Origin of the sequence: Streptomyces sp. NBC_00328 (genome assembly GCF_036139655.1) — a bacterium.
In the GTDB taxonomy this organism is placed as follows: Bacteria; Actinomycetota; Actinomycetes; order Streptomycetales; family Streptomycetaceae; genus Streptomyces.
Map to the genome: position 1 here is coordinate 8,933,032 of NZ_CP108013.1, position 26,632 is coordinate 8,959,663.

Genomic DNA, 26,632 nt, shown 5'->3' on the forward strand with positions numbered 1-26,632 from the left:
GCCTCGCGAGGGTGACGGGGCCGGGTGGTGCCCGGTGAGGGGGTGCGGGTGGGCCGCGACCCGGTGAGTGTGCGTGGGCCGGACGGTGTCCGGCAGGAGCCCCGGACGGGTCGTGACCCGGCGGGCCCGAGGATGCGGCGAATGAGATAACTCCCCTATGTTTGTGCGGAGTTCTTCGATCTGGCGCATGTGAGACGTGGCGCTTTCGTGCCATCGGCCCGCTGTTCCCTCCGCGGGTACGGGGCCGGTAGAAAGCGCTCCATGATCTCCCGCATACCTCCCGGCCGCAGCGGCCGAACTTCACTCGCGGCAGCGGTCGGCACCTTGGCCGTTCTGACGTCCCTGGCCTTGCCACCCCCTCTCGCGGTGGCTGACAACCCATCAGCGACCGTCGCCGCGAACCCCGTTGCGGCCTCAGGTTCCGGGCAGCACACCGTCACTCTCCTCACCGGTGATGTCGTACGCGTCACCGGCCCCTCCGGCGGCAAGCAGACCGCCGACGTGACCCGCCCTCCCGGCGCTCTCGGAGGCGTGCGCACCGAGACCGTCGGCGGTGATCTCTACGTCTACCCGGACGAGGTGCTGCCCTACCTGGCCGCGAACCGGCTGGACCGGCGGCTGTTCGACGTCACCGCCCTGATCGAGCAGGGTTACGACGACGCCCACAGCGACGGCATCCCGCTGATCCTGGGCTACGGCTCCAAGACGGCGCCGTCCGCCCAGGCCACGCCCGGCGGCGCCACCCGCGTGCGCAACTTGCCCGCGATCCACGCGACGTCCGTGCGCGCCGCCAAGAAGCAGACCCGGAAGCTGTGGCGGTCCGTCGCGCCCGCGGCCTCCGCCACCGGCGCCTCCGCGGAAGCCCTGAACGGATCGGCGGCCGGTACTCCCAAGCTCAGCGAGGGGCTGTCCAAGATCTGGCTGGACGGCCGCGTCAAGGCCACCCTGAAGGACAGCACCGCGCAGATCGGCGCGCCCGCCGCCTGGGGCAAGGGCCTCGACGGCAAGGGCGTCAAGGTCGCCGTGCTGGACACCGGCGCCGACTCCCACCACCCCGACCTCGCCGACCGGATCTCCGGGTCGCAGAGTTTCGTCCCCGACGAGACCCCCGACGACGGCCACGGCCACGGCACCCACACCGCCTCCACCGTCGGCGGCAGCGGCGCCGCCTCGGACGGCGCCGAGAAGGGCGTTGCGCCCGGAGCCGACCTGCTGGTCGGCAAGGTGCTGTCCGACGACGGCTACGGCCAGGACTCCTGGATCATCGCCGGCATGGAATGGGCCGTCGACCAGGGCGCCAAGGTGATCAGCATGAGCCTCGGCTCCTCGGATCCGTCCGACGGCACCGACCCGATGAGCCAGGCGGTGAACCGGCTCACCGACGACAGCGGCGCCCTGTTCGTGATCGCGGCCGGCAACTCGGGCGGCGAGGCGAGCATGGGCAGCCCCGGTGTCGCCGACGAGGCGCTGACCGTCGCGGCCGTGGACTCCGCCGACAAGCGCGCGTCCTTCTCCTCCCAGGGCCCGCGTCTGAACGACTACGCCCTCAAGCCCGACATCTCCGCGCCCGGCGTCGCCGTCCTGGCCGCCAAGGCGGGCGGCAGCGCCGAGACCGGCTGGTACCAGTCGATGAGCGGCACCTCGATGGCGACGCCGCACGTCGCGGGCGCCGCCGCGATCCTCGCCCAGGAGCACCCGGACTGGAAGGCGCGCCAGCTCAAGGACGCGCTGATGAGCACGTCCAAGGAGCTGTCCGCCTACACCGCCTACCAGGTGGGATCGGGCCGCGCCGACCTCGGCGCCGCCACCGCCGCGACGGTCACCGCCACCGGCTCGGCCTACTTCGGCATCGACACCTGGCCGCACGACGGCGCGAGCCCGGTCGACCGCACCGTCACCTACACCAACACCGGCGACTCCCCCGCGGAGCTGAAGCTCGCGCTGAACGCCACCGTCGCCGGCGGTCCGTACGACACCGAGCCGACCGCGGACAAGGGCAAGCCCGCCCCCGACGGCATGTTCACCCTCTCCGCCGACACCGTGACCGTGCCCGCCCACGGCACCGCGACGGTCACCGCCACCGCCGAGCCGGGCCTGGGCGCCGACGGCCGCCGCTACCTCGGCCAGATCACCGCCGCGGACGCCTCTTCCGGCGCGACGCTCGCCCGTACCCAGGTGGGCCTGTACCGGGAGGACGCTCGCCACACCCTGCACGTCAGCCTGAAGGACCGCTCCGGCAAGCCGACGGCGGGCTGGGTCGAGGTCCAGCGCTTCGGGTCCAACGAGGACCCGTACTCCCAGACCATCGACGACAGCGGCACGCTCGACCTGCGGCTGCGCGAGGGCACCTACAGCCTGGTGACCTACCTGGACGTGCCCGGCAGCCACGGCCCGGACTCGGTCGGCATGGCGCTGATGGGCGACCCCGAGGTCGTCCTCGACCGGGACCGTGACGTGGCCCTCGACGCGAGCCGCACCCGCGAGGTCACCGCGGAGGTCCCGCGCAGGACCGAGGACCGGGTGCTGTCCATGAACTGGTACCGCGCCGACGGCTCGGACCTCAACCAGTACGGGCTGGGCATCCTGGAGGTGCAGTACCTGCTGGCCGCCAAGTACGACAGCATGTTCGTGCTGCCCACCCGCAAGGTGACCACCGGCAGCTTCGAGTACGAGACCCGCTGGCGCAAGGCGGTCCCGTTCCTCACCCTCACCCACGACGGCCGTGAGCTCCGGCCGATGGGCCAGGGCGGCTCCGCGCTGTACGACGGTCACAAGCTCCTGGACGTGGTGTACGCCGGTACCGGCACCGCCGCCGAGTACGCGAAGCTGCGCGTCAAGGGCAAGGTGGCGCTGGTGACCCGTTCGGACGCGATCTCCGCCGTCGACCGGGCACAGGCCGCGGCCGACGCCGGGGCCGGGCTGCTGATCGTCGTCAACGACCGTCCGGGCAAGCTGCTGGAGTACGTCGGCACCACGGGCAGCAACTACAGCGCCGTGCCGGTGTTCTCCCTCACCGCGCGCGACGGCGCGGCCCTGATCGCCGACGCCAAGCGCGGCCGGGGACGGCTGGAGGTCGAGGGTGTGCCCAACTCCCCGTACGTGTACGACCTCTCCGACGCCCACCCGGGACAGATCCCGTCCACCGGGCTGACCTACCGGCCCCGTTCGTCCGATCTGGCCACCGTGGACATGCGCTTCCACGGCACCACCACCACGCCCAGCGGCGAGTACCGGTCGGGCTTCCGCCCGTACCGCAAGTACGGCGCCGGGTACCTGCAGCGCCTGGACATCCCCGGCACGCGCACCGACTACGTGTCGACGCAGCCGGGCGCCCGGTGGGTGGAGAACCTGGCCACCGGGCCGGGAATGGCGCTCTCCTCGCAGAGCGTACGGAACGCGTACCAGCCGGGATCGCGGCAGGTCCGTGACTTCTTCGGGGCGGTGACGCGGCCCGCCAACGGCGGCACCTACTGGTGGTCGCAGCGGCAGAAGGCCCAGATCGCGTTCAACGTCCAGCCCTGGGCCGACAGCAGTGCGGGACAGCACGCCGGCGTCATGCAGAGCGGTGACAAGAAGAGCCTGAAGGTCTATCAGGACGGCACTCTGATCAAGACCAGCGCCTCGCAGGCCGCCACGATCTACCCCGCGCCGACGACCCCGTCGGTCTACACCCTCGACCTCACCGCCGAGCGTGACGCGGACACCTACCGGCTGTCCACCCGCACCCACACGGTCTGGCAGGTGAAGTCCGACCCGGTCACCGACCCGACGAAGATCGAACACATGGCCGTGCTGCAGATGGACTACGGCGTCGCCACCGACCTCGCGAACGACGCCCGCGGCGGCCGTCAGACGCTCGCCCTGACGCCTCGCCACATCGACGACGCGGTGGGCACCGGGAAGATCCAGGGCGCCGCGCTGTCGGTTTCGTACGACGACGGCACCACGTGGAAGCCGGTCAAGGTCACCGGCAAGTCCGGTACCTGGACGGCCTGTTACGACGCCCCGCACCACGGCTACGTCTCGCTGAAGGCCGAGGGCTGGGACGACGCGGGCAACCGCATCACCCAGGAGGTGATCCGCGCCTACGGTCTGAAGTAGCCCGTGAACGGAGGCTGTCGCCCCGGACCTTCGGTCGCCCATCCGGCGACCGGCGGGCGACAGCCTCCGTACGCATGGGCGATCGGAGCTGTGTTCCCACCGGAACGACAGACCGTGTCCGCCCTCTCCGGGCAACCTATACGGGTGCCCGGCCGTCCTTTGGACGAGGATCCCGGAAGGGGGCGCCGATGGGGCTGGTGCGTGTACTGCTGCCGTTGCCGCGCGCGGCGGCCCGGTTCGGTCCTGGTGCGGGGCGGCGGCTGCTCGGCGCCGCGCTGACGCACTGTGTGGCCCCCCGCTGGGTGCTGCTGCGGCCGCCCCCGACGTGGCGTCGGCTGGCCTGGGCCGAGGAGGCGACGGCCGTGTACCGGGCGCTGGCCGAGAGGAAGGGCGCCCGCCCGCGCGACCGTGACCTGCTGGCTCGCAGTCTTGTCTGGCACGCCTACACGCTGGTGCTCGTCAACCGCTGCGAGCAGGCGTGTGCGGTGCTGGACGCGTCCTCGGCCGTACCGGGCGTCCGGTGGTCGCCGGCGCAGCGGGCCCTGCATCTGCATCTGCGGGCGCAGGCGCAGTTCGGCCTGGCGCGACCGGACGACGCGCTGGTCTCGGCGGGGGAGTGCGTGGCCGCCTACCGTCGCCTCGTCCTCACCCGACGGGATCGGACCCTTGGCACCCTGCCGGGCGCGCTGCGCACCTACGCCCTGGCGCTGGCGGCCCTGAACCGCACGGAGGAGTCCGTGGCCGCCTACGAGGAGTGCGCAGGGTTGTTACGGAACATGTCGTTGCGCGAGGTGAGCCACGCGTTCGTGGTGCGTGTACGCGTTATGTGTGAACTCACCGCGGGGTTGGTGGCATTGGGCCGGCACGAGGAGGCGCTGTCCGTCGGCAGGGAGGCCCGGGACGCCGCCGACCCGATCATGCTGCGGGTCGTGCCCGAGGTCGTACGGCCGCTGCGGGTGAGGCTCTTCGCGGACCTGGCCCGTTGCCTGGCGGCCACCGGGGACCGGGCGGCCGCGCGCACGACGGCGGAGGAGTCCGTGGCCGAAGCGCGGACCCTGGCGGACCGGGACCGGACGACGGGTGAACCCCTGCTCATCCTGGCGCTGGACTGCCTTGCCGACCGGCTCGGCGAACTCGGGCACCGGGACACGGAGTTGAACTGCCGACGGGAGGCGGTCGACCTGTCTGCCTCGCTCGTCGCCGAACAGCCGGACACCCACAGCTCTCTTCTCGCCGCGTGTCTGGAGCGGCTGGCCGACTGCCACACGGCGGCGGGCGACCGCGGTGAAGCGGTCCGGGCGGGTGAACGCGCCGTGGCCGCGTACCGGCGTGCGGCGGAGTTCGACCCGACGGCGCACAAGCCGCAACTCGCGCGTGTTCTGGAGGACTTGAGCCGACTGCGGCTGGACGACGGAGACCTCGACGGCGCCGTCGGGGCCGCGCGGGAGACAGTCGCTCTCACGCGCCGTCTGGCCGAGACGGACTGGTCGGCCCACCACGCCGTGACGGCCCGCCGTCTACGGGTGCTCGGCCGCGCCCTCCGCCGCGCCGGCGACCACGGGGCGGCCGTCGCCTGCTACGCGGAGTCGGAGTCCGTCCTCGTCGACGAGGCGGCGGGTTCCGAGGCCGGCCTGTACGCGGCATCCCTGGCCGCCGCCCGTTCCGGTCTCGCTCTGGCGCTCGCCGAGGAGGCCCGCGCCCGTCTGGCCGACGGCCGGGCCGACGACGGCGTCGCGGCGCTGCGCGCCCTGCTCTCACTCACCCGCCGCACCGGCCGGACAGACGTCCACGCCCGCTGCGTCACCGCGTTCGCCGACGCCCGCGCGGAGTACCCGGACGCAGTCGTATCCGCCTGGACACGGGCGACCGGGCAGGCCTTTCCGACGTTCGTGTACCGCGCGTCCGGGGCCGTGGACGGGGACCCGCCGCCGGGCGGGAACTGAGCGCGGCGGCCGATCGGGCGGATCCGCGACAGACCGGGCGGATCGCGCGCCAGAAGCGGAACCCTCCTTCTTAAGTGGGGGTTAAACGCGTCTTAAGCAACCATGGGGACCGTCTGCTTCAGCAAGTAGCCGCAGGTCAGGGCGATTTGGCGGGCGCCGGCGGCAGTTGGTCCCTCAACGACTCGTGCGTAGCATCGGTGCCCACCGGTGCCCTCCACCACGGGCGGAGAGCGCTCTCAACGCTCGGCTGTCCGCCGAAAAAGAGATCCCCCCACCGCCTTTTCCCAGGCACAAGCACCAAGGAGTACCCGTCACATGACGTCTCGTCACCAGCGGAACCTGACCCGTCGCAAGGCCCTGTTCGCACTCGGCGGTGCGGCCGTGGCCGCACCCGCCATCGCGGCGATCGCGCCGTACGCCATGGCCGGGCAGACGGACGCGTCCACCAAGGCCGCCGCGGGTTCGCTCCCGCTGACGATCGTCAACAACAGCGGCTCGTTCGCCAACGGGTCGGTGTTCGTCTACATCGTCGGGAACCAGGACGGAAAGCAGGTCCGCGTCACCCAGGACGGCACACTCGCGCCGATCTCCCTCTCGGACAACGGCGCGGACGGATTCACCGACTACGCGCTCACCCTGGCCGCGAGCGGGGAGACACGGCTCAACCTCCCGTTCATGTCGGGCCGCGTCTATGTGTCGCTGGGCGCGAAGCTGAAGTTCAAGGCGGTCCAGGACGGCAACGGCAACGCGGCCCTCCAGTTCCCGGCCGGCTGGGTCACCTCCGACCCCAGCTTCGGGGTGCTGCACGACTGCGCGGAGTTCACCTACAACTCCGCCGGGATGTTCTGCAACACGACCATGGTCGACATGTTCAGCGTGCCCATGAACATCCGGCTGAACGGGGCCAAGGAGCAGACGACCGGCGCCATCCGCGACGGCGGACGGGCCGCCGCCTTCGCGGCGATCAAGCAGAACGAGGACTTCGCGCCCCTCGTGGTGGACGACCTCCGCATCATCGCCCCCGGCCACGGCCTGGACTCCGGCCTGTTCGCCAAGGACTACCTCGCCCCGTACGTCGACGAGGTGTGGAGCACGTACACCGGCAAGGACCTGACCGTCACCACCAACGCGGGCACGTTCACCGGCCGGGTCCGCGGGGACCGGTTCACGTTCGACGGACCCGCCTCCGTCTCGTTCGCCAAGCCCTCCACCCGTGACGTCCTCTTCTGCGACGGCACCCTCGCCGCGCCCAACGACGGCACGACCGGCCCGGTGGCCGCCGTGCTCGGCGCCGGGTTCAACCGTTCCACCCTGCTCAGCAACCCGGCACAGCCGACCACCTCCGCGGCCGACTTCTACCGGACCGAACTCACCAACCACTACTCCAAGACCGTTCACGCGGCCACCGAGGACGGCAAGGCCTACGGCTTCGCCTTCGACGACGTCGCCGACTTCGCCTCCTTCATCCAGGACAGCGCACCCACGGCGATGCGGCTGACCCTGTCGCCCTTCTAGAGACCCCGCGCCGCCCTGCCCGGCGCGGGCGGGGCGGCCGATCGCGCCGGCGGGCGCACGCGGCGCGGTGCGGATCGGGGACCGCCGGGCCGCACAGGCGCTCCGGTCGCACGTCGCCGTGAGCGAACCTCCGGTCGCGCGTCGCCGGTGAGCGAATATGGTGGAACTCTGACAAAACGGAATGCATGGGCGGTAAACGGTCAACGGAAGTGTCATGGTTGCATCGCTGGGCGGACATGGCCCGCCGGACGCGGAGCTGGACGAGGCCATTCTCGGCGCGCTCTTCTCCGAGTCGACCGTGGGTCTGCACGTCCTCGACACACAGCTTCGTCTGGTGCGCTTCAACACGGCGGCCCGTTACGTCAAGGCGTTCGCCCTGGATGAGGCACTGGGGCGCCACCCGAGGGAGTGGGGTCGTGACTTCTACACCGGAAACTACGAGGCGACGCTGCTCGAGGTGCTGGAGACGGGCGTACCCGCGCTGGATGTGGAGGTGCACGGCCATCTGAGTTCCGACCAGGCCGAGCTCGTGCTGTCGATCTCGTGTTTCCGGCTGGAGGACGCCGCCGGTGGCGTCCTGGGGCTGGCGACGGCGGTGGTGGACATCACCGAGCGCAAGCGGGCGGCGGACCGACTGGCCCTGCTGGAGCGGGCGGGCGGGCGCATCGGCACGACGCTGGACATCTTCCGTACGGCGCAGGAGTTCGCCGACGAGATGGTTCCCGAGCTGGCCGACACGGTCGTGGTCGAGGTCCTGGACTCCGTCCTGCGGGGCGAGGCCGGTGCTCCGGGCACCCTCTTCGAGTACGGGGCCCTGCGGTGCACGAGCCGTCGTTCCTCCGTCCCGGACGCCGAGCGGTACCTGCCCTCCATCGGCGAGGTGATCGGCCTGTCCATGGCGACGCCCTTCGCGCAGTGCCTGTCCGACCTCCGGCCGCGCGCCGTCCAGCAGCTGACCCCGGACGCGGACTGGATGAACCGGGAGCCGGTGCGAGGGCGGCGTCTCACCGACGCGGGGGCGCATTCGCTGCTCGTGCTGCCGCTCACCGCCCGCGGCTCCGTGATCGGGCTGGCCCACTGCTACCGGGACCGCACCCCGCACGCCTTCGACGACGGCGACCTCGCGCTGGCCGCCGAACTCGCCGACCGGGTGGCCCTGTGCCTGGACAACGCCCGGCTGTACGCACGGGAGCGTTCGGCCGGGCGTGTCCTGCAGCTCAGTCTGCGGCCGGCCCGGGTCCTCGGCCACGACGCGGTCGAGACCGCGTACAGCTACTGCCCGCTGGGCGCGGGCGGGGACTGGTTCGACGTGATCCCGCTGTCCGGTTCGCGGGTGGCCCTGGTGGCCGGCGACACGGTGGGCCGGGGCCTGGAGGCCGCCGCCACGATGGGCGAGGTGCGGGCCGCGATCAGCGCGCTGGCCGTCCTCGACCTGGCCCCCGAAGAGGTTCTGGAACGGCTGCACGCCCTGGTGACCCGGCTCCATGGAGAACGGCCGCGGCGCCCGGACGCCGCTATGGACGACGCGCGCCAGGACACCACCTGCCTGTACCTCGTCTACAGCCCTGTGACCCGCCGCTGCTCGGTCTCCAGTGCGGGGCATCCGCCTCCGGTGCTCGCGCTGCCCGACGGGACCGTCGAGTACGCCGTGGTGCCCGCCGGGCCGCCGCTGGGCCGTGGCCTGGCGAAGTACGGCAGCGCCGAGTTCGAACTCGCCGAGGGCAGCGTCATCCTGTTGTCCAACACCGCCATGCTGCGTGCCGTGTCGGACGACCCGCAGGAACAACTGGAGCGTGTCGGCGACGCGTTGCAGCCGGTCGACCGGCGGCTTCAGGAGATCTGCGACGAAGTGCTCTACAAGCTGGCACCGGAGGAGATGGAGAACGACGCCGTCCTGCTGCTGGCGCGTACCCGGGGTCTGGGACCGGACCAGGTCGCCTCGTGGACGCTGCCCAACCACCCCGCGTCCGTCGGCGAGGCACGCTCCCGCGCCGAGCGCGCGCTGGCGGACTGGGGGCTGGAGCAGCACGCCTTCACCGTCACCCTGGTGGTCAGTGAACTCGTCACCAACGCGGTCCGGTACTCGGACGGTCCCATCTCCGTGCGCCTCATTCTCGACGGATCCGCGATCGCCTGCGAGGTGACCGACGACAGCAGCACCGTGCCGCACCTCCGGCACGCCGAGGAGGTCGACGAGGGCGGCCGGGGCCTCTACCTCACCTGGCAGGTCAGCCGGCGCTGGGGAACCCGGCCCGAGTCCCGCGGGAAGACGATCTGGGCGGAGATCGCCCTGTCCGAGGAGGAATGAGCGCGTCGAACGCCTGCCGGTCGCGGGGGACGGCCGGCCGGGTGGCTCCGCACGGGCCGCCCGGCCCGGACGCGGACGGCGGGCCGTGTCGGCCGTCCCGGCCGGGACGGCCGTCCGTTACGCTCGCAGCGCCATACCGGGCCCGATGACATGGAGGACAGGACGGCGGGGATCAATCGCGAGCGCCTCGTCAGGATGCTGACGTTCTGGCTGCGTCCCGCGTTCGCGCTGCGCGTCGTCAGCCGGTTCCAGAAGATCGTGGGCTTCGACCGCTCGATGGCCCTGGCGTCCAGCGCGCTCACCGCGCTCATCCCCCTCACGATTCTCATCGGCGCCGTGCTGAGCAGCTTCTCGGACTACGACGCCGCCGACCGGATCATCAAGCGCTACGGCCTCACCGGTCAGGGCGCCGCGGCGGTCAAGTCGCTCCTGGCCCCCGCCGAGAGCGCCAGCGCGAGCGTGGGTGTCTTCGGGAGCCTGTTCCTGATCATCTCCGTACTGAGCTTCGCCCGCGCCTCGCAGCGGCTGTTCGAGCAGACCTGGGAACTGCCCCCGCTGAGTGTCCGCAACACGAGGAACGGCCTGTGGTGGATCCTCGGGCTCGCCGGCTACGCGGCCGTCACCGGGTGGCTGCACGCGGTTCTCGGGGGGAGCAAGCTGGGCGTGGCGGCCTCGGTGTGCGAGATCCCGGTGAGCGTCGCCTTCCTCGTCTGGAGCGGCTGGGCGCTGTCCGCGAAGCGGATCCCCTGGCGCGACCTTGTGCCCTTCGGCGTCACGGCGGGCGTGGCGACCGCGCTCTACTCGGTGGGCGCGACCGTGTATCTGCCACGCCTGTTCAACTCCTACGCCGCACGCTACGGGGCGGTGGGGGCCGTCTTCGCGATGATCTCGGCGCTCTTCGCCGCGATGTTCGTCATCGTCGCGTCGGCGGCCCTCGGGCACGAGATGCGCGATGAACTCGTCCGGATCCGCGCGGGCGACCGTCCCTCCGACGACGAGGTCCGCCGCGAGTGGGACAGCGTGGTCGAACAGGCCCGATCGCGGTGGCACACCACGCGCGAGCAGGTCTCCTCCCGTCGGCGCTCCAAGGACACGAAGAACGGGTAGGGCTACTTCGCGCGGTACGTCGCGCGGGCTACTTCGCGCGGGCGACGAGCAGGGCGACGTCGTCGTGGTCGTCGGAGTTGCGCAGTCCGTACAGGAGCAGGTCGCAGATCTCCTCGAGCGGCCTGTCCGCTTCGTCGAGGAAACTGAGAAGGACGTTCAGGCGGTCGTCGATGGGATGCAGCCTGGTCTCGACGAGACCGTCCGTGTAGAGGACGAGCAGATCACCCGGGTTGAGTTCGACCGTGGTCGTCTCGAAGGAGATGCCACCGACACCGAGGGGGGCGCCCGAAGGCAGGTCCAGCAGTTCGGGAGCGGCGCCGGAACGCACCAGCGCGGGCGGCATGTGCCCGGCGTTGGCGATGCGGCACTGCCCGCTGTGGGGGTCGTACACGGCGTAGATGCACGTCACGATGTAGTGCTCCAGATCGCACGTGATCTTGTCGAGGTGCTGGAGCACGTCGCCGGGGTCCAGGTCGAGGTCGGCGTAGGCGCAGGTGGCGGTGCGCAGCCGGCCCATGGTGGCGGCGGCGTCGATTCCGTTGCCCATGACGTCGCCCACGACCAGCGCGGTCCGGTCGTCGGCCAGCGGTATCGCGTCGTACCAGTCGCCGCCGACCTCGCTGGTGGCCTGCGCCGGCTGATAGCGGGACGCGACCTCCAGACCGGTGAGACGCGGCGGATGCTGGGGCAGCAGGCTGCGCTGGAGCGTGACGGCCGTGTTGCGCACGCTCTGGAACCAGCGGGCGTTGTCGATGGCCACGGCGGCGCGGGTGGCCAGCTCACCGGCGAGCACCACGTCGTCCTCGTCGAAGGGGAGCGGATTGCGGGTGCGCTTGAGATCGAGGGCGCCGAGCACCTCACCGTGCGCGATCAGCGGAACCGCGAGGTACGAGTGGACGCCGGCCTGCGCCAGCAGGGTCGTGCCCTCGGCGTCGCGGGCGATGCGCGGCAGATCGTGCTCGCCGACGTGCCGCACCAGGACCGGCCTGCCGGTGTGGACGCACAGGGTCACCAGGCGGTCACCGTCGTACGTCGCCAGGTCGCCGGGAGAGTCGGCGGCGCGCAGGGCCACGGTGGGGTGCGAGGCCTTGAGCGCGAGGGCGCGGAAGAACTCCGGGCCGCTGTCCGGCCTGCGCTTGCGGCGGCAGGCCAGGACGGAGTCGAGAACGTCCACGGCGACCACGTCGGCCAGTTCGGGGGCGGCGATGTCGGCCAGTTCGCGGGCGGTCTGCTCCACCTCCAGGGTGGTGCCGACACGGGTGGAGGCGCTGGCGACGAGCGCGAGACGACGCCGCGCGCGGTCGGCCTCGGCGGCCGCGCGATGGCGTTCGGTGACGTCGACGACCGAGGCGGCCGCGCCCAGGATGCGTCCGCCCGGGTCCTCCAGCCGGTAGAAGGAGAGGGACCAGGCGTGTTCGTGGTCGGGATCGGCGGGCGGGCGGCCCACGTGGTACTGGTCGAGCAGCGGTGTGCCGGTGGTGAGCACCTGACGCAGCGCCGACTCGACGGTGTCCACGTCCGGGAACGGCAGTGTCTCCCGCAGATGACGGCCGACATGGTCCTCGGCGGGGATGCCGTCGATCCGTTCCAGCGCCGGGTTGACCATGAGATACCGCAGGTCGGGGTCCATCAGCGCCAGTCCGATGGGTGACTGGTTGATCAGCTGCTCGCACAGGGCCAGGTCGGTCTCCACGCGCTGGAGCAACGTGTGGTCGGCCGCGATGCCCAGGGCGTAGACGTCCCCGAGGTCGTCCAGGAGCCGCATGTTGCGGAACTCCATGAGGCGGGTGCTGCCGTCCTTGTGCCGGATGGGGAACGCGCCCGCCCAACTGCGTCCCGTCTCCAGGACATCGGCGAACAGTTCGGTGACGGACTGCATGTGCTCGGGGTGGATGATCAGGCGCGCCGCGTACTTGCCGAGGGCCTCCTCCGCCGAGTACCCGATGAGCTCCTCGGCCTGCGGGGTCCAGAACACGATGCGCCCGTCGGCGTCGAGGACCAGCGCGCCCACGTTGAGGACGTCCAGCAGGCCGGTCGGCCGGGACCGTGCGGGTTCGGGACCGCTCGCACTGTCGGACTGCGTGGACTCGGCTGTCATCCCTGGCCCTCCTCCACCGGCCGGCGCGATGTGCCGGGCTCCGTGGCCGCCGCCGGGCACGTGTGTGCCGACTCCGGCCCTTCCATGCTGCGCCCTGCCCCCGGCCTTGCCCACTCCAGAGCGCCCCGTTGGCATGTTCAGGATGAGAGGTCGGTGCCGTGCGGTGCCGTGCCGGGGGGTGATCGTCCGGTGGGCCTGCACATCCGGCGGACAAGCAGGAACATGGTCGTGTAGAGGATGAGAGCTTCATGGTTTCTTCGCAGGAAGGTTCCGACGCGCCCGTGTCCCAAGGACCGGGCGATCCCCTTGACGCGTCCTCCGACGCGGCGGCGGTGGTGTCCGGCGAGGGGCTGGTGACGGCCTGGACCAGGGGGGCCGAGGCCCTTCTCGGCCATCCGGCGGCCGAGATGGTCGGCTCATCGGCCGCGCGTCTGCTCGCGCTGCCCAGGGACCCCTCGCGGGTGGCGGCGGTCGCCGAGCGCTGCCGCGGCGGAATGGGCTGGAGCGGACACATCCCCCTGCGGCACCGTGACGGCCGGCGCATCGACGCGGACCTGCGCGTCTCCGCGTCGTTCCGCATGGGCGGGAGCGAGTGCTTCCTGATCTCGGCACGGGACCGCAGGCGGCCGTGGACGGTGGGCCCGGCCTTCCTCGACGGCTTCCTGACCCGCTCGCCGGTCGGCATGGCGGTGCTCGATCTGCAACTGCGCTACGTCTGGATGAACGACACCCTGGAACACCTGGGCGGTGTGCCCCGCGGGCAGCGGCTCGGACGCCGGCTGACCGAACTGCTGCCGGGGCTCCAGGCGGAGACCATCGAGGGACTGATGCGCAAGGTCCTGGCGACCGGCGAGCCGATGATCGACTACGAGTACCTGGGATGGAGCTGGGCCGACCCGCACCGCAGGCACGCCTATTCCACCTCCTTCTTCCCGCTGGTCGGCGTCGACAAGTCCTACACCGGCGTGTGCTACACGGTCCTGGACGTCACCGACCGATGGAACGCCCGGCAGATCCTGTCGCTCGTCAACGAAGCCGGGACCACCATCGGCGGGACCCTCGACGTCATGCGGACGGCCCAGGAGATCGCCGACTTCGCCGTTCCGCGGTTCGCGGACTTCGTCATCGTCGACCTGCTGGAATCCGTCCTCAGCACCGAGGGCCACGGAGCCTGGCTGTCGGACGCGGGACCCGCACCCGCCAAGCCGATGATGCGGCGCGCGGGCATGAGCTCGGTGCGGGAGGGGTGCCCGGAGGCCGTGGCCCGGATCGGCGACCGGGCGGACTTCCTGCCGCCTCCCCACGACGTGCACCTGCTCACCGACAGCGAGCCCGTCCTCATCCAGGTCCTCGACCCGGACGACGACCTGTGGATCGCCGAGGAGCCCGAGAGAGCGGCCAGCATCCGCCGGTACGGGCTGCACTCCCTCATCTCCGTACCGATGCGGGCGCGCAACACCGCCCTCGGACTCACCACGTTCATCCGCTCGCTCAATCCGGTCTCGTTCCAGCCCGACGACGTCCTGCTGGCACGCGAGGTGGTGGCGCGCGCGGCACTGTGCGTCGACAACGCCCGCCGCTACACCCGCGAACACACGGCGGCGGTCACCCTTCAGCGCAGTCTGCTGCCCCACGCCCTGTCAGGGGGGACAGCCCTCGAGGTGGCCTCCTCCTATCTGCCGGCTGACCCGAGCGGCGGGGTCGGCGGCGACTGGTTCGACGTCATCCCGCTGTCCGGGGCCCGGGTCGGCCTGGTCGTCGGCGACGTGGTCGGCCACGGCATCACCGCAGCGGCCACCATGGGCCGGCTGCGCACCGCGGTGCAGACCCTCGCCGACATGGAACTGCCCCCCGACGAACTGCTGGCACACCTCGACGACCTCGTGCTCCGGCTCAGCGAGGAGCGCGGCCAGGAACAGCGGGCCGGCCTGACCACCACCGAACAGGACGCGGACCGGAGCACCACCGCGTCCTTCCTCGGAGCGACCTGCCTCTACGCCGTCTACGATCCCGTCACCAGGCGCTGCACGATGGCCCGGGCCGGACATCCGCCCCCCGTGTTCGTCGCCCCCGACGGGCGCGTCTCCTACCCCGAGCTGCCCGCCGGTCCACCGCTCGGCCTCGGCGGGATGGCCTTCGAGAGCCGGGAGATCGAGCTCGAGGAGAACAGCCTGATCGGCCTCTTCACCGACGGCCTCGTGGCGGGAGCGCACTACGACATGGAACTCGGCATGGCACAGTTGGGAGAGCTGCTCGCCCGGCCCGATCCCGACCTCGAAGCGCTGTGCTCGGACGCGGTACGGCACCTCGTGCCCGTACCGCAGCCCGATGACATCGCCCTGCTCCTGGCCCGCACCCACTCCCTGGGGGACGACCATGTCGTCTCGTGGGAGGTGCCGGTGGACCCGGCCGCCGTCTCCGAGATGCGGGCCCGAGCCACCCGCGTCATCGAGGCATGGGGCCTCGGGGAACTGACCATGACCACCGAGCTCATCGTGAGCGAACTCGTCACCAACGCGATCCGCTACGCCGTACCGCCCATCCGGCTACGGATGCTCTGCGACACCCGGCTGACCTGCGAGGTCTCCGACGCCAGCAGCACCGCCCCACGGCTCAGACATGCCCGGAGCACGGACGAGGGCGGGCGGGGCCTGTTCCTGGTGGCCCAGCTCTCCCATCGCTGGGGCGCCCGTTACACGGCGGACGGAAAGATCATCTGGGCCGAACAGGAGATCCCCTGAGGATTCCCGCCGCACGATCCGAACGACAGCCGCTAGGACTGGGGATCAGCGTCCTCGTCGCCCGGATCGATGCCGTGGTCGCGGCACCAGGAACGGTAGGCGGCGACCGCCGTGGGCAGGGTGGGGAAGATCCGCTCCTCGCCGACGGACGCGCTCAGACCGTAGGCGTCCAGATCGTCGCGCAGATCCTGCTTGACCCGGGCCATCGCGAACTCCACGCCCCGTTCCCCGAGTTCCCGGCGCAGCTCGTCCACCGAGTCCAGGGCGGTGATGTCCACCTCCACGTTGGCCTCCGTGTTGAGGACGAACCACCTGACCGGGACCTCCTGTTCGGCCACGGCGGCGAGGGCGCTGCGCCGGAAGTCCTCCGCGTTGGCGAAGAACAGCGGGGAGTCGTAGCGGTAGACCACCAGACCCGGGATCACCCGGGCGTCCGGGAAGTCGTCGACGTCGTGCATGCCCGCGAGGCCCGGTACCAGCCCCTGGACCGCGTCGTGCGGGCGCGCCACCCTGCTCAGCAGCTCGGCCACCGACAGACCCACGGCCACCAGTACCCCGTAGAGGATGTCGAGAGCGAGGACGCCGACGAGACAGCCGAGGGCCAGCAGGAGTTCCCGGAGCCGGAAGCCCGCCAGCCGCCGGAAGCCCGCCAGGTCGATCATCCGGATCGCGGCGTAGACGACCAGCGCGCCGAGGACGGCCGAGGGCGTGTCGGTGAGCAGGGGACTCAGGAACAACAGCACGGCCAGCACGAAGAATCCGGCCGTGAGCCCGTACACCTGGGTGCGCGCGCCCGTTGACTGCGCGAGGGCCGTACGGCTGGCGCTGCTGCTCACCGGGAACCCCTGAAGGGTGCCCGCGCCGAGGTTCGCGGCGCCCAGGGCCAGCAGTTCCTGGTTCGCGTCCATCGCCGTACCGCCGTCGTCGGTCGTGAAGGCGCGCGCCGTGAGGATGAAGTCGGTGTACCCGACGAGCAGGACACCGACCGCGGGCAGCAGCAGTTCGGGCAGGGTGTCGAGCGGGGGGAGGTCCGGGCGGGGGAGCCCGGCCGGGATCTCCCCGATCACCGCGAGGCCGTGGTCCTCGAGGCCGAAGGCCGCGACCACGGCCGTACCGGCGACCAGGACCAGCAGCGGTCCGGGGACGCGCCAGCGGAAACGTGTGGCCAGGTAGAGGACGACCAGCGTCGCCGCGCTGGAGACCACCGTGGCGGGATGGGCCTCGTCCAGGTTCCCGAGGAAGGAGGCCAGTTTCGGGAAGAACTCCGAACCGTCCGTCGGCACACCGGTGAGCTTCGTGAGCTGATCCACCATCATGATCAGTGCCACGCCCGCCAGATACCCGATCAGCACGGGCCGGGAGAGCAGATCGGCCACGAAGCCCAGCCGCGCCGCCCAGGCCACCACGCACATCAGCCCCACGGCGACGGCGAGCGCCGAGGCCAGTACCGCGTACCGCTCCGGATCGCCGCCGGCGAGCGGCCCGACGACGGTCGCGGTCATCAGCGCCGTCGTCGACTCGGGCCCCACCGACAGAAGCCGGGACGAACCCACGAGGGCGTACAGCACGATGGCGGGCAGGATCGCCCACAGCCCCACGACGGGCGGCAGCCCGGCGACACTGGCGTACGCCATCACCTGCGGCACCAGATAGGCCGCGACCGTCACCCCGGCCAGCAGGTCTCCGCGCAGCCAGCTCCGCCGGTAGTGCCTGAGCACCAGGAGACCGGGCAGCACCGGAACAGGGGGACGCCACCCTCCGCTCGGGGTGCCGTGGTGCTTCGACACGGGCCAGCCCTTCGGATCGCGCCGGCGGTTTCATGGACAAGGGGCCCGCGTGGTCACTCGGTGCGCCGCGCCCTGCGGGCCAGGAGCTTACCCACCTCCCACACGACAAGGAACGCGACGGCGGACAGCAGGGCCCAGCCGAACTGCCGCAGGTCGATCTCCGTGGTGCCGAGGATGCGGCGGAACCCGTCCATCTGCGTCACCAGGACCGCGAGGACGAACTGCGCGAGTGCCGTCCAGTTCATCTGCTTGCTGTCGAAGGTGCTCGGCGTCAGCACCGAGTCCGTCTCGCTGCGGCATTCGAACGCGGCCACGATCAGGCACAGCGCGAACGCGGTGAACGCGATCGAACTGCCGGTCTGGACGCTGTCGTAACGGGATTCGCCCAGCTTGATCAGCCCGAGCAGGATCAAGGTGATCGCCAGCCCGCTGAGCCCGACCGTCACCATCACGGGCCGGGTCAGCACCGACTCGCCCCGGGGACGCGGCCGGCGCCGCATGAGTCCCTCGCTCTCCTTGTCGAAGCCCAGCGCGAAGCCGAACGAGGCGTTGACCACGAAGTGGATCCACAGCACCTGCGGCGGGGTGAAGGGTTCACCGGCCGCGATGTTGAAGATGGTCGCCCCGAGGAAGGTCAGGACGAACGTGACCAGCAACAGCAGCACGAAGCGGATGTACTTGGTGAGGTTGTCGTAGAGCTTGCGGCCCTGTTCCACCGCGTAGACGATCGTCGTGAAGTTGTCGTCGGACAGGATCATCCGTGCCGCGTTCTTCGCCACGTCCGTACCGCTGCCCATGGCGATGCCGATGTCGGCGGACTTGATCGCGGGGGCGTCGTTGACCCCGTCGCCGGTCATCGCGACGACGGCGCCCTTCTTCTTGAGCGTGTCCGCGAGCATCACCTTGTGTTCGGGGGCGACCCGTCCCACCACACCGATGTCGTCGATCCGGGCCAGTCGCTCGTTCTCCGGCAGCGCGGCGAAGTCGGCTCCGAGGACGGCCTCGCCGGGAATCCCGAGCTGCCGGGCGATGGCGGCACCCGTGGTGACGTCGTCCCCGGTCACCATGCGGACCCGGATGTGAGCCGCCTGGGCACTGGCCACGGCGGCCTTGGACTCCTCACGCGGCGGGTCGACCATCCCGACCAGGCTCGTCATCCGCAGTCCGGTGACGTAACCGAGCAGGTCGCCGCCGGGATCGAAGTCGGCCGGGTCCAGGTCCCGGGTGGCCGCCGCCATCACCCGCCGTCCCTCCCCGCCCATGCGCTCGCCCTGCTGGTCGGCGCGCCGGCCGAGCTCCTCGTCCCACGGGACGGTCGCGCCGCCCGACAGCGCGGTCGTCGCGCGGGCCTGCACCGCAGGAGCCGCGCCCTTGACGAAGCAGCGCACCACCGGACGCCCGGACGGGTCCACCGTGGAGTTGAAGGTGGCCATGAGCTTGTAGCCGGGGTCGAAGGGCAGCGTGGCGAGCCGGGGGAGCCGCTCGCGGGTGCCCTCGATGTCCAGCCCGGCCTTGTGGGCCAGCACCAGGAACGCGCCCTCGGTGGGATCGCCCACGACCTCGCCGTCCACCAGCTTGCCGTCGTTCGCCACGAGGTACGGGAGGATCGCCTCCTCGATGCCCGCGGAGGAGCCCGCGGCATGGTGGATCCTGCCTTCGAGTCCGTAACCCGTGCCCGAGACGGTGTAGCGGTCGGTGGGCGTCACCACCTCCACCGCCGTCATCTGGTTCATGGTCAGGGTGCCGGTCTTGTCCGAGTTGATCGCCGACGTGAACGCCAGGGTCTCGACGGACGGCAGCTCCTTCACGATCGCGTTGCGCTTCGCCAGATTGAGGCTGCCGACGGACAGGATCGCCTGGGTCACCGTGGGCAGTGCCTCGGGAATGGCGGCGATGGCCAGCGAGACCGCGCTGACGAACAGGGCGTCCCACGCCTGGTCGCGGCTGCGCCCCAGCGCGAACATCACGATCATGGTCAGGCCCGCCGCGGCCGTGATCCACAGCGTCAGCGTGTCGAGTTCCTTGGTGAGCGGCGCCTCCTCCTTCTCGGTCGCCGACAGCATCTCCGAGATCTTGCCCAGCTCGGTGCCCTCACCCGTCCCGGTGACGATCACCAGACCGCTGCCGTGGGTGACCGGGGTGTGCATGAACGCCATGTTCGACTGATCCCCCGGCCCCAGCATCACCTTCGGCAGGGTCGTGGCGTCCTTCGACGCGGGGACGCTCTCACCGGTGAGGGCCGACTCGTCGATCTGGAGCGCGTGCGCCTCGATGATCCGCCCGTCCGCCGGAACCTGGTCCCCGGCGGAGATGTGCAGGACGTCACCCACGACCACCTGCTCCGCCGGGATCTCCGACTCGGTCCCGTCACGCCTCACCCGGGCCGTCGCCGTGAGCATGGACTGGAGCGCGTTCATCGCGCTCTCGGCCTTTCCCTCCTGCCGCAGTCCCACGACCGCGTTCAGCAGGGTCAGCAGGACGAGCAGGATGGCGGTGCTCCACTCGGCGATCGCCAGCGAGACGACCGCCGCCACTACGAGGACGATCTGCATGTAGCTGCGGTACTGCTCGGCGAACCGCCGCCACGCCGGCTTCGGCTTCTCCTCCGGCAGCGCGTTCGGCCCGTTCTCGGCCAGCAGTTCGGTGACCCGGGCGGCGGTGAGTCCGGACGTGGGGTCGACACCGAAAGCCGACGCGACGTCCTGTGGATCACGCGCGTACCAGAGCTCCGGAGCGACACGCTCCGGAGCCTTCGGGCCGCTCGACTGCATCGCCATCTCAGCACTCCGATCTGGATCCGGTCCGCCGTCCCTGCCCCTGTCCCTGCCGATGCCCCTGTCCCGGGACGCAGGGACCTACTTCCGCTTGTGCTTCCCGGTCCGCGAGTCCGCGCCGGATGCGTGCCGCCCCTTCGCGCCACGGCCGTCACGTCGCTGTCCCCCGCCCGACCCGGGAACCGGGTGACGGGCCGCGTACGGATCGGCCGGCGCACCCTTGGGAGCGTCGGCCTCCAGTTCCCGCCTCGCGGCCCGGAGATCCTTGCGGGCCTCCTTGCCGACCACCGGGTAAGCGGGGTCGATGTCCATGAGCGTGTGAACCAGTACCGCCGCCGTGCAGATGCGCGCGAACCACTTCCGGTCCGCAGGGACGACGTACCAGGGCGCCCACGGCGTACTGGTACGCGAGAGCATCTCGGAGAACGCCTGCTGGTACTCGTCCCACCGCCGGCGCTCCCGGACATCGGCGGCGGAGAACTTCCAGTTCCGCTCCGGCAGGTCGAGCCGCTTCATGAAACGGGTGCGCTGTTCCTCCTTGGACAGGTTCAGGAAGATCTTCACGACCTTGAACCCGTTGTCGGTGAGGTAGCGCTCCCAGTCGTTGACGGCCCGGTAGCGGCGGTCCCAGATGTCCGCTCCGCGCGCGTCCGCCGGCAGCCGCTGCCGGTCGAGGACCTCCGGATGGACCCGGACGACGAGGACCTCCTCGTAGTGCGAACGGTTGAAGATCGCGATGTCGCCGCGGGCGGGCAGCCTGGCCGCGTACCGCCACAGGTAGTCGTGGTCGAGCTCCTCGGCGGAGGGCTGTTTGAAGCTGCTCACCTTGACGCCCTGCGGGTTCACCCCGCTCATGACGTGCCGGATCGTGCCGTCCTTGCCCCCGGCGTCGAGTGCCTGCAGACACAACAGGACGCCGTACGTGTCCTGGGCCGCCAGCCGTTCCTGGTACTCGGCGAGCAGCGACACGCCCGTGCGCAGCAGCTCCACCCCCTGCTTCTTCTTCAGGCCGCCCTTGTACCGGGGGTCGAAGTCCTCGCCCAGGTCCACCCGTGACCCCGGCTCGACCCGCAGCGGCTCGATGAGCCTCGCGACGCGTTCGGCCCTGGCATCCGTCATGACGACCCGCCTCTTCTTCTGTCACGGTGAGCACCGCGCGGTCATGGGCCCTCACCGACACCGCCCAGGTCGGACGCGGAGGCGGGCGCGGGCCGCAGCCTGGCGGGTATCAGCCGGCCCGGCAGGGGAGAGCGCCGCGGGCTCTCGGCGGACCGCCTCACCGTCCCCGCCGCCCCCGGCCCCCCGGCACCCGCGTCGCCGACGGCGGTCGGATCGGGGGCCTCTTCCGCCGCGAGACCGGCGAGCAGCGCGCGGACCCGGCGCTCGACCAGAATGGGGACGTACGTCCTGACCTTCGCCTGCCGGAAGGACCCGCGGGCCGTCGCGACCCCCTGGTCGACGACGGACGGGTCCACCGAGGGGTACGCGGCCTTCAGGCTCGCGGTCAGACGACGGAGGGCGACCGCCTCGTCCAGGCGGGCGTCCTCGGGAGCCGCCGGGGCCGCTGTCGTGACAGGGTCCGCGGGCGGGGCGGGAGCGCGACTCGCCCCGCGTGACGCTCCGCTCTCGTCGGCCGTGGCTTCCGGTTCGTCCGTCTTCATCGTTCGACCACCCGCGCGCTCGCAAGTCCCGAGCCTCAAGGGGCGGAGACCGCAAGGCCAACGGTCACGATCCGGCTGCCCAGAGACGGCTCGACGGCCGGGTCCACGAGGCCGTCCCACTCATTCTGAGTCCGGTCGGTCGAAACCGCCTCACGGGCGATCCGCGCGTGAGGTGCCCGCGTAGCGGCCGGTCCGGTGAGGCGGGTGGCGGTCCGCCGCCTGATCGCTCGCGGAGGCCTGATCGCTCGCGGAGGTCAGGTGGTGCGCAGAGTCCGCTGGGCGAGCCGGTACGCGGGAAGCATCTCCGTGTACTCCCCGGTGTCCAGTCCGTCGAGGTGCACGACGACCGGGCCGTCATCGGTGGTGACGGCGAAGGCGGACTCCTTCGACGACTCCTGGAGGGCCTCACTGGTGTAGACGTACTCCACCTCGGCGCCGGACAGGCCGTCCGCGTCGAACGTGCGGTAGACCGCCTTGCCCGCGCCGTGCTCGGCGGCCACGAAGGCCTTGAGCACCTTGGTGGCGTCGTCGGCGCCCGGTTTTCCGGTCCAGACCCGGAGGTAGCCGATGTTCCCGGCGGGCTTGGCGTCGATCTCGCAGACGAGGCTGACCGGTCCCTGCCGGAACAGCGGATCCGTGACGTCCCTGGTGCCGTCCGTTCCGATCGGGGCCTGTGTCGCCGCGTCGATGGACTGCGGCTTCCAGTCCTCGGCCGTGTCGAAGCTGACCGGCAGTTCGCAGGCCGAGCCGGCGGGACCGAGTGCGGCACCGCTCTTGGCCGTTGTGCCGGTGGCACCGGCAGCCTGGTCCGTGGACGTCGCGCTCGTGCCCGCCTTCGGACTCTCGTCGGCGGTGGTCGAGCAGCCCGTCGCCACGACGGTCGACAGGGCCACGTACACCGCCCCCCGCCACCCGCCCCGTATCCCTGCAGCCATGATGTGTTCCCCCTATGGTCCAGTGGACACACAAGGTAACCGAGGCACGGCCGGTGGGTGCGGGGCGGGGGTACGGGTCCAACTGCGGACCGGGAAGGCAGCGCTCCCCGTGATGAGCTGAGGACTGACAATCCGTCATCAGTGTTCGTACGTAATACAGTTGGTTGGCATCACACCGAGGCGCTGGCAGACACATGGCAAGTATGTCTGCGCGTTGTTGAGGCTCCCGGTGGGTGGGCGGAGGGTCAGCCGAAGGCCTTGACCGCCTGGTAGTAGGTCCACGCGGTGCTGTCGCAAGAGACCTTCGTCGCGCCGCTGTAGTTGGCGCAGACTCGGCCCAGGTCCGCGTAGAGCATGCTGTCGAGCCGGGACTTGTTGGCATCGAAGGAGCCGGCGGCCTTGTAGTTGCGATAGCCGAAGTCGTGGCGGGCACATGAAGTGGCGAAGGGGAAGCCGAACGGGTTGTCCGGCGACGTGGAGCAGTAGTCGGTGGACCAGTCGAAGGCATACGCCGACCAGGCCGACTGGTTGGAGCGGGCGGCGACCCAGGTGTTGTAGCTCGACGCGCTGGTCTGGGTCCAGTTGGACAGGACTTGGGGCTTGTCGGCCGGGGCGGCGCTAGCGGCTGTAGCGGTCGCCGTGACGGCCACGAGGGCCATGGCCGAGGCGGCGAGGCCGGTGGCGAGTCTTTGGTGCATCCCAACACCTCCATGAGGCTGCGACCCGCCCGTCGGGCTGCAGGTTCATGACACGAATGATCGGCATCGCGACCCCCCTTGCATAGAGCTGTGACCCCAACAATCAATTAACTTGGGGGAGTTGAGGGGGCATGTTTCATGCCTGCGACCACCATGGCCGACTATGGCTGGATGTGTTACTTGGGGTTAGGGGTGTCCTGGTCGGATCCCATTGGCGCCTCCCTCGCCCCGCCTCGCCCGTCGCTCACGCCCGTTCCCGGACGTGCAACCGCAGGGTTGCGATGAAAGACGGGACGTGCAACCCTGGAGTTGCATCATTGGCCGCTGTGAAGGAGTCCCTCATGTCCGAGGACCGGATCGAACGTGAAACCCTGATCGAAGCGCCCCTGGAGCGGGTCTGGCCGCTGGTGGCCGTGCCCGGGTTCTGGGTCGCCGACGAGGAGAGCCTGCCCACCACGGAGGGCAGGGCGGGTGAGTCGACCGTGGTCAAGAACGCCCAGTACGGCGAGTTCCCGGTGCGGGTGGAGAAGGTCGAGCCGCCCACGTACGTCGCCTACCGCTGGACCAGCGCGTTCTCTGGGGCCCCGCTGAGCGACGGCAACAGCACGCTGGTCGAGTTCACCCTGATCCCGGAGGGTGCGAGCACGCGGCTGCGGGTCGTCGAGAGCGGCTTCGCGGCGCTGGCCGGCTCCGCCGAGCTGCGGCACAAGGCCCACGAGGACAACAGCAACGGCTGGCCCCAGGTCCTGGACGCGTTCAAGAAGCGCGCCGCCCAGTCGTCGGTGTGACCGAGGAACGAGGCGAGGCCGAGGAGGTCGACAGCGTCCTCGCCGCGCTGGCCGACCCGACGCGGCGTCAACTGCTCGATCTGCTGGCGGCCAGGGGCGAGGTCACGGCCACGAGACTGGCCGAGGAACTGCCCGTTTCGCGGCAGGCGGTGGTCAAGCACCTCGCCGTGCTGGACGCCGCCGGGCTCGTCACCGGGAGCCGGGTGGGGCGGGAGGTGCGGTACGCGGTACGGCCGGCCGCGCTGAACGCCACCGCCCGGTGGATGTCCGCCCTCGCCGCCGACTGGGACCGGCGCCTCGCGCACATCAAGCGCGTCGCCGAGGCCGCGGAGCGCGCTACGCGCGGGTGATCGCCCTGCGGCGGTTCCCCTCCGCCCGACTCCGGGCGGCGGGGAACGGCTGCATGTCCCATGTCCATGGGCCGTGTTCTCGGGTGTTCAGGCCGTCCTCTGTTCATGTCCGTCCCTGTTCATGTGTCCGGCGACCTCATGTTCATGGGTCCGGTTCATTCGTCCGGTTCATGGGTCCGGTTCATGGACTCAGTCATGAATCCAGTCATGTGTCCGTCCCTCCGGACGGGCGTGACCGGATCGGTCCGCTCCCGGACCCGATGAGGCCTGTCCCCGTGGCGCGTGCCCGGCCAGAGTGGGGACATGACCCGAGCACTGATCGTCATCGACGTCCAGGAATCCTTCCGTGCCCACCCCCTGTGGGACACCATCTCCAACCCGAAGATCACCGACCAGGTGGACCGGCTCGTCCGGCTCGCCCGCCGTGCCGGCGACACGGTGGTGTGGGTGCTGCACACGGAGCCCGGCAGCGGCGACGTCTTCGACCCCGCCCTCGGCCATGTCCGGCTGATGGACGAGCTCGAGCGCCAGGACGGGGAGCCGCTGATCCACAAGACCTCGCACAACGCCTTCACCACCACCAACCTCCAGCAGCTTCTCACCGAACGCGGTGTCCGCGAGCTCACGGTCTGCGGCATCCGGACGGAACAGTGTGTGGAGACCACCACCCGCCTCGCCAGTGACCTCGGCTACCAGGTCACCTTCGTCTCCGACGCCACCGCCACCAATCCCGTCCCGCACCGCGACGCCCCCGCCGGGCAGAGCGTGGCGGAACTCCTCGCGGACCCCCGCACCCTCGGCGCCGAGGACGTCATCAGGCGCACCGAGTACGCCCTGGCCGGACGCTTCGCCACCATTGCCACCGTCGATGAGCTGGAGACCGCCGCCGCGTCTCGGGCATGATGACCGGATCGTGAGCCACATCGTCTTCTTCCTGGTGCCCGGAGTCCATCTGCTGGACCTGGCCGGCCCCGCGCAGGTCTTCTCCACGGCCGGCGACTTCGGGCACCCCTACACCCTCGGCTACGTCGCCGAGGGGCCGCGGATCGTCACCGCCCAGGGGCTGCCGCTGGTGACCACGCCCGACTGGCCCGAACTCGGCCCCGAGGACCTGATCGTCGTGCCCGGCTGGCGCGCGCTCACCCTCGGCGACGGCCCTTCCATCGGTAAGGCGGCCCTGCGGGTCCTGCGGGACCACCATGCGCGCGGCGGCACCGTGGCCAGTGTCTGCGCGGGAGCCGACGCGCTCGGCCGGGCCGGACTGCTCGACGGACGACGCTGCACCACCCACCACGACGTCCAGGACGAACTCGCCCGCCGCTACCCCCGGGCGGCCGTCGTCCGCGACGTCCTGTACACGGAGGACGACCGGGTCGTCACCTCGGCGGGCATCGCCAGCGGGATCGATCTCGCCCTGCACCTGATCGCCACCCGGCACGGCCCGGCGGTCGGCGCGCAGGTGGCCCGGGACATGGTGGTCTACGCACGGCGCAACGGCCACGAACCCCAGGCCAGCGCGATGCTCCGGCACCGGTCCCACCTCGACGACACCGTCCACCGTGCCCAGGACCTGCTCGACGCCCGCTTCGACCGGCCGGTGCCCCTGCCCGAACTGGCCGCGGCCGTCGGCGTCAGCGAACGCACCCTCACCCGCCTCTTCGCCCGTGCGACGCAGGGCCTCACACCGCTGCGCTACCAGCAGTCCCTGCGTCTGGAGCGTGCCGAGCACCTCATCAGCCACGGCGCCACCCTCGACGCCGCCGCCCGCGCCGTGGGCTTCGAGGACGCCCGCATGCTGCGCCGCCTGCGAGCCCGCGCGGCCTGAG

Annotated in this window: 17 protein-coding genes; 10 read left to right on the forward strand and 7 right to left on the reverse strand. The window is 71.1% G+C overall.

Going from position 1 to position 26,632, the window contains the following annotated elements; all coding sequences use genetic code 11:
• Positions 1-366: 366 nt before the first annotated feature.
• The 5 genes from OG485_RS39250 to OG485_RS39270 all read left to right on the forward strand — a co-directional run bounded on the left by OG485_RS39250 (position 367) and on the right by OG485_RS39270 (position 10,974).
• Complete coding sequence (locus OG485_RS39250) at positions 367-4,101, forward strand: S8 family serine peptidase (RefSeq protein ID WP_328673391.1); 3,735 nt, start codon at positions 367-369, stop codon at positions 4,099-4,101.
• A gap of 188 nt (positions 4,102-4,289) precedes the next feature.
• Positions 4,290-6,044 (forward strand): hypothetical protein, encoded by a 1,755-nt coding sequence (locus tag OG485_RS39255; RefSeq protein WP_328673392.1) that lies wholly within the window; start codon positions 4,290-4,292, stop codon positions 6,042-6,044.
• Positions 6,045-6,359: 315 nt separating this feature from the next.
• Positions 6,360-7,559 carry a beta-1,3-glucanase family protein gene (locus OG485_RS39260; RefSeq protein WP_328673393.1) on the forward strand — a complete coding sequence of 400 codons (1,200 nt, stop codon included), beginning with the start codon at positions 6,360-6,362 and terminating at the stop codon, positions 7,557-7,559.
• A 214-nt stretch (positions 7,560-7,773) separates the two neighbouring features.
• Positions 7,774-9,867: a SpoIIE family protein phosphatase gene (locus OG485_RS39265; protein ID WP_328673395.1), complete on the forward strand. Its 2,094-nt coding sequence runs from the start codon at positions 7,774-7,776 to the stop codon at positions 9,865-9,867.
• Between the two features lie 150 nt (positions 9,868-10,017).
• The gene (locus OG485_RS39270) at positions 10,018-10,974 is read left to right on the forward strand and encodes a YhjD/YihY/BrkB family envelope integrity protein (protein WP_328673397.1); all 957 of its coding nucleotides are present in this window, start codon (positions 10,018-10,020) and stop codon (positions 10,972-10,974) included.
• Positions 10,975-11,002: 28 nt separating this feature from the next.
• On the opposite strand, the gene OG485_RS39275 is transcribed toward OG485_RS39270, so the two are convergent.
• On the reverse strand, positions 11,003-13,072 hold the full coding sequence (locus OG485_RS39275) for a SpoIIE family protein phosphatase (protein ID WP_328673399.1): 2,070 nt from the start codon (positions 13,070-13,072) through the stop codon (positions 11,003-11,005).
• A gap of 248 nt (positions 13,073-13,320) precedes the next feature.
• On the opposite strand from OG485_RS39275, the gene OG485_RS39280 reads away from it, so the two are divergent.
• Positions 13,321-15,813 carry a SpoIIE family protein phosphatase gene (locus tag OG485_RS39280; protein ID WP_328673401.1) on the forward strand — a complete coding sequence of 831 codons (2,493 nt, stop codon included), beginning with the start codon at positions 13,321-13,323 and terminating at the stop codon, positions 15,811-15,813.
• Between the two features lie 32 nt (positions 15,814-15,845).
• Here the strand turns inward: OG485_RS39280 and OG485_RS39285 are convergent, their stop codons facing one another.
• From OG485_RS39285 to OG485_RS39310, 6 genes are all read right to left on the reverse strand, one after another.
• A complete protein-coding gene (locus OG485_RS39285) occupies positions 15,846-17,600 on the reverse strand; it encodes a SulP family inorganic anion transporter (RefSeq protein ID WP_443048865.1) in 1,755 nt (584 codons plus the stop codon).
• Positions 17,601-17,653: 53 nt separating this feature from the next.
• Positions 17,654-20,377: a cation-translocating P-type ATPase gene (locus OG485_RS39290; protein WP_328673404.1), complete on the reverse strand. Its 2,724-nt coding sequence runs from the start codon at positions 20,375-20,377 to the stop codon at positions 17,654-17,656.
• 78 nt (positions 20,378-20,455) lie between these two features.
• Positions 20,456-21,493 carry a polyphosphate kinase 2 family protein gene (locus tag OG485_RS39295; RefSeq protein WP_328673406.1) on the reverse strand — a complete coding sequence of 346 codons (1,038 nt, stop codon included), beginning with the start codon at positions 21,491-21,493 and terminating at the stop codon, positions 20,456-20,458.
• Between the two features lie 41 nt (positions 21,494-21,534).
• Positions 21,535-22,035 carry a three-helix bundle dimerization domain-containing protein gene (locus OG485_RS39300; RefSeq protein WP_328673408.1) on the reverse strand — a complete coding sequence of 167 codons (501 nt, stop codon included), beginning with the start codon at positions 22,033-22,035 and terminating at the stop codon, positions 21,535-21,537.
• A 254-nt stretch (positions 22,036-22,289) separates the two neighbouring features.
• Positions 22,290-22,970, reverse strand: coding sequence for a lipoprotein (locus tag OG485_RS39305; RefSeq protein WP_328673410.1), 681 nt, complete (start codon positions 22,968-22,970; stop codon positions 22,290-22,292).
• 245 nt (positions 22,971-23,215) lie between these two features.
• Positions 23,216-23,668, reverse strand: coding sequence for a phospholipase (locus OG485_RS39310; RefSeq protein WP_328673412.1), 453 nt, complete (start codon positions 23,666-23,668; stop codon positions 23,216-23,218).
• A gap of 341 nt (positions 23,669-24,009) precedes the next feature.
• On the opposite strand from OG485_RS39310, the gene OG485_RS39315 reads away from it, so the two are divergent.
• The 4 genes from OG485_RS39315 (at position 24,010) to OG485_RS39330 (ending at position 26,631) form a co-directional block, all read left to right on the forward strand.
• Positions 24,010-24,456, forward strand: a complete 447-nt coding sequence (locus tag OG485_RS39315) for an SRPBCC domain-containing protein (RefSeq protein WP_328673414.1) — start codon at positions 24,010-24,012, stop codon at positions 24,454-24,456.
• Positions 24,453-24,806: an ArsR/SmtB family transcription factor gene (locus tag OG485_RS39320; protein ID WP_328673416.1), complete on the forward strand. Its 354-nt coding sequence runs from the start codon at positions 24,453-24,455 to the stop codon at positions 24,804-24,806. The genes OG485_RS39315 and OG485_RS39320 overlap by 4 nt, the downstream gene beginning before the upstream one ends.
• Before the next feature lie 303 nt (positions 24,807-25,109).
• On the forward strand, positions 25,110-25,709 hold the full coding sequence (locus tag OG485_RS39325; RefSeq protein ID WP_328673418.1) for a cysteine hydrolase family protein: 600 nt from the start codon (positions 25,110-25,112) through the stop codon (positions 25,707-25,709).
• Between the two features lie 10 nt (positions 25,710-25,719).
• A complete protein-coding gene (locus tag OG485_RS39330; protein ID WP_328673420.1) occupies positions 25,720-26,631 on the forward strand; it encodes a GlxA family transcriptional regulator in 912 nt (303 codons plus the stop codon).
• Position 26,632 lies beyond the last annotated feature (1 nt).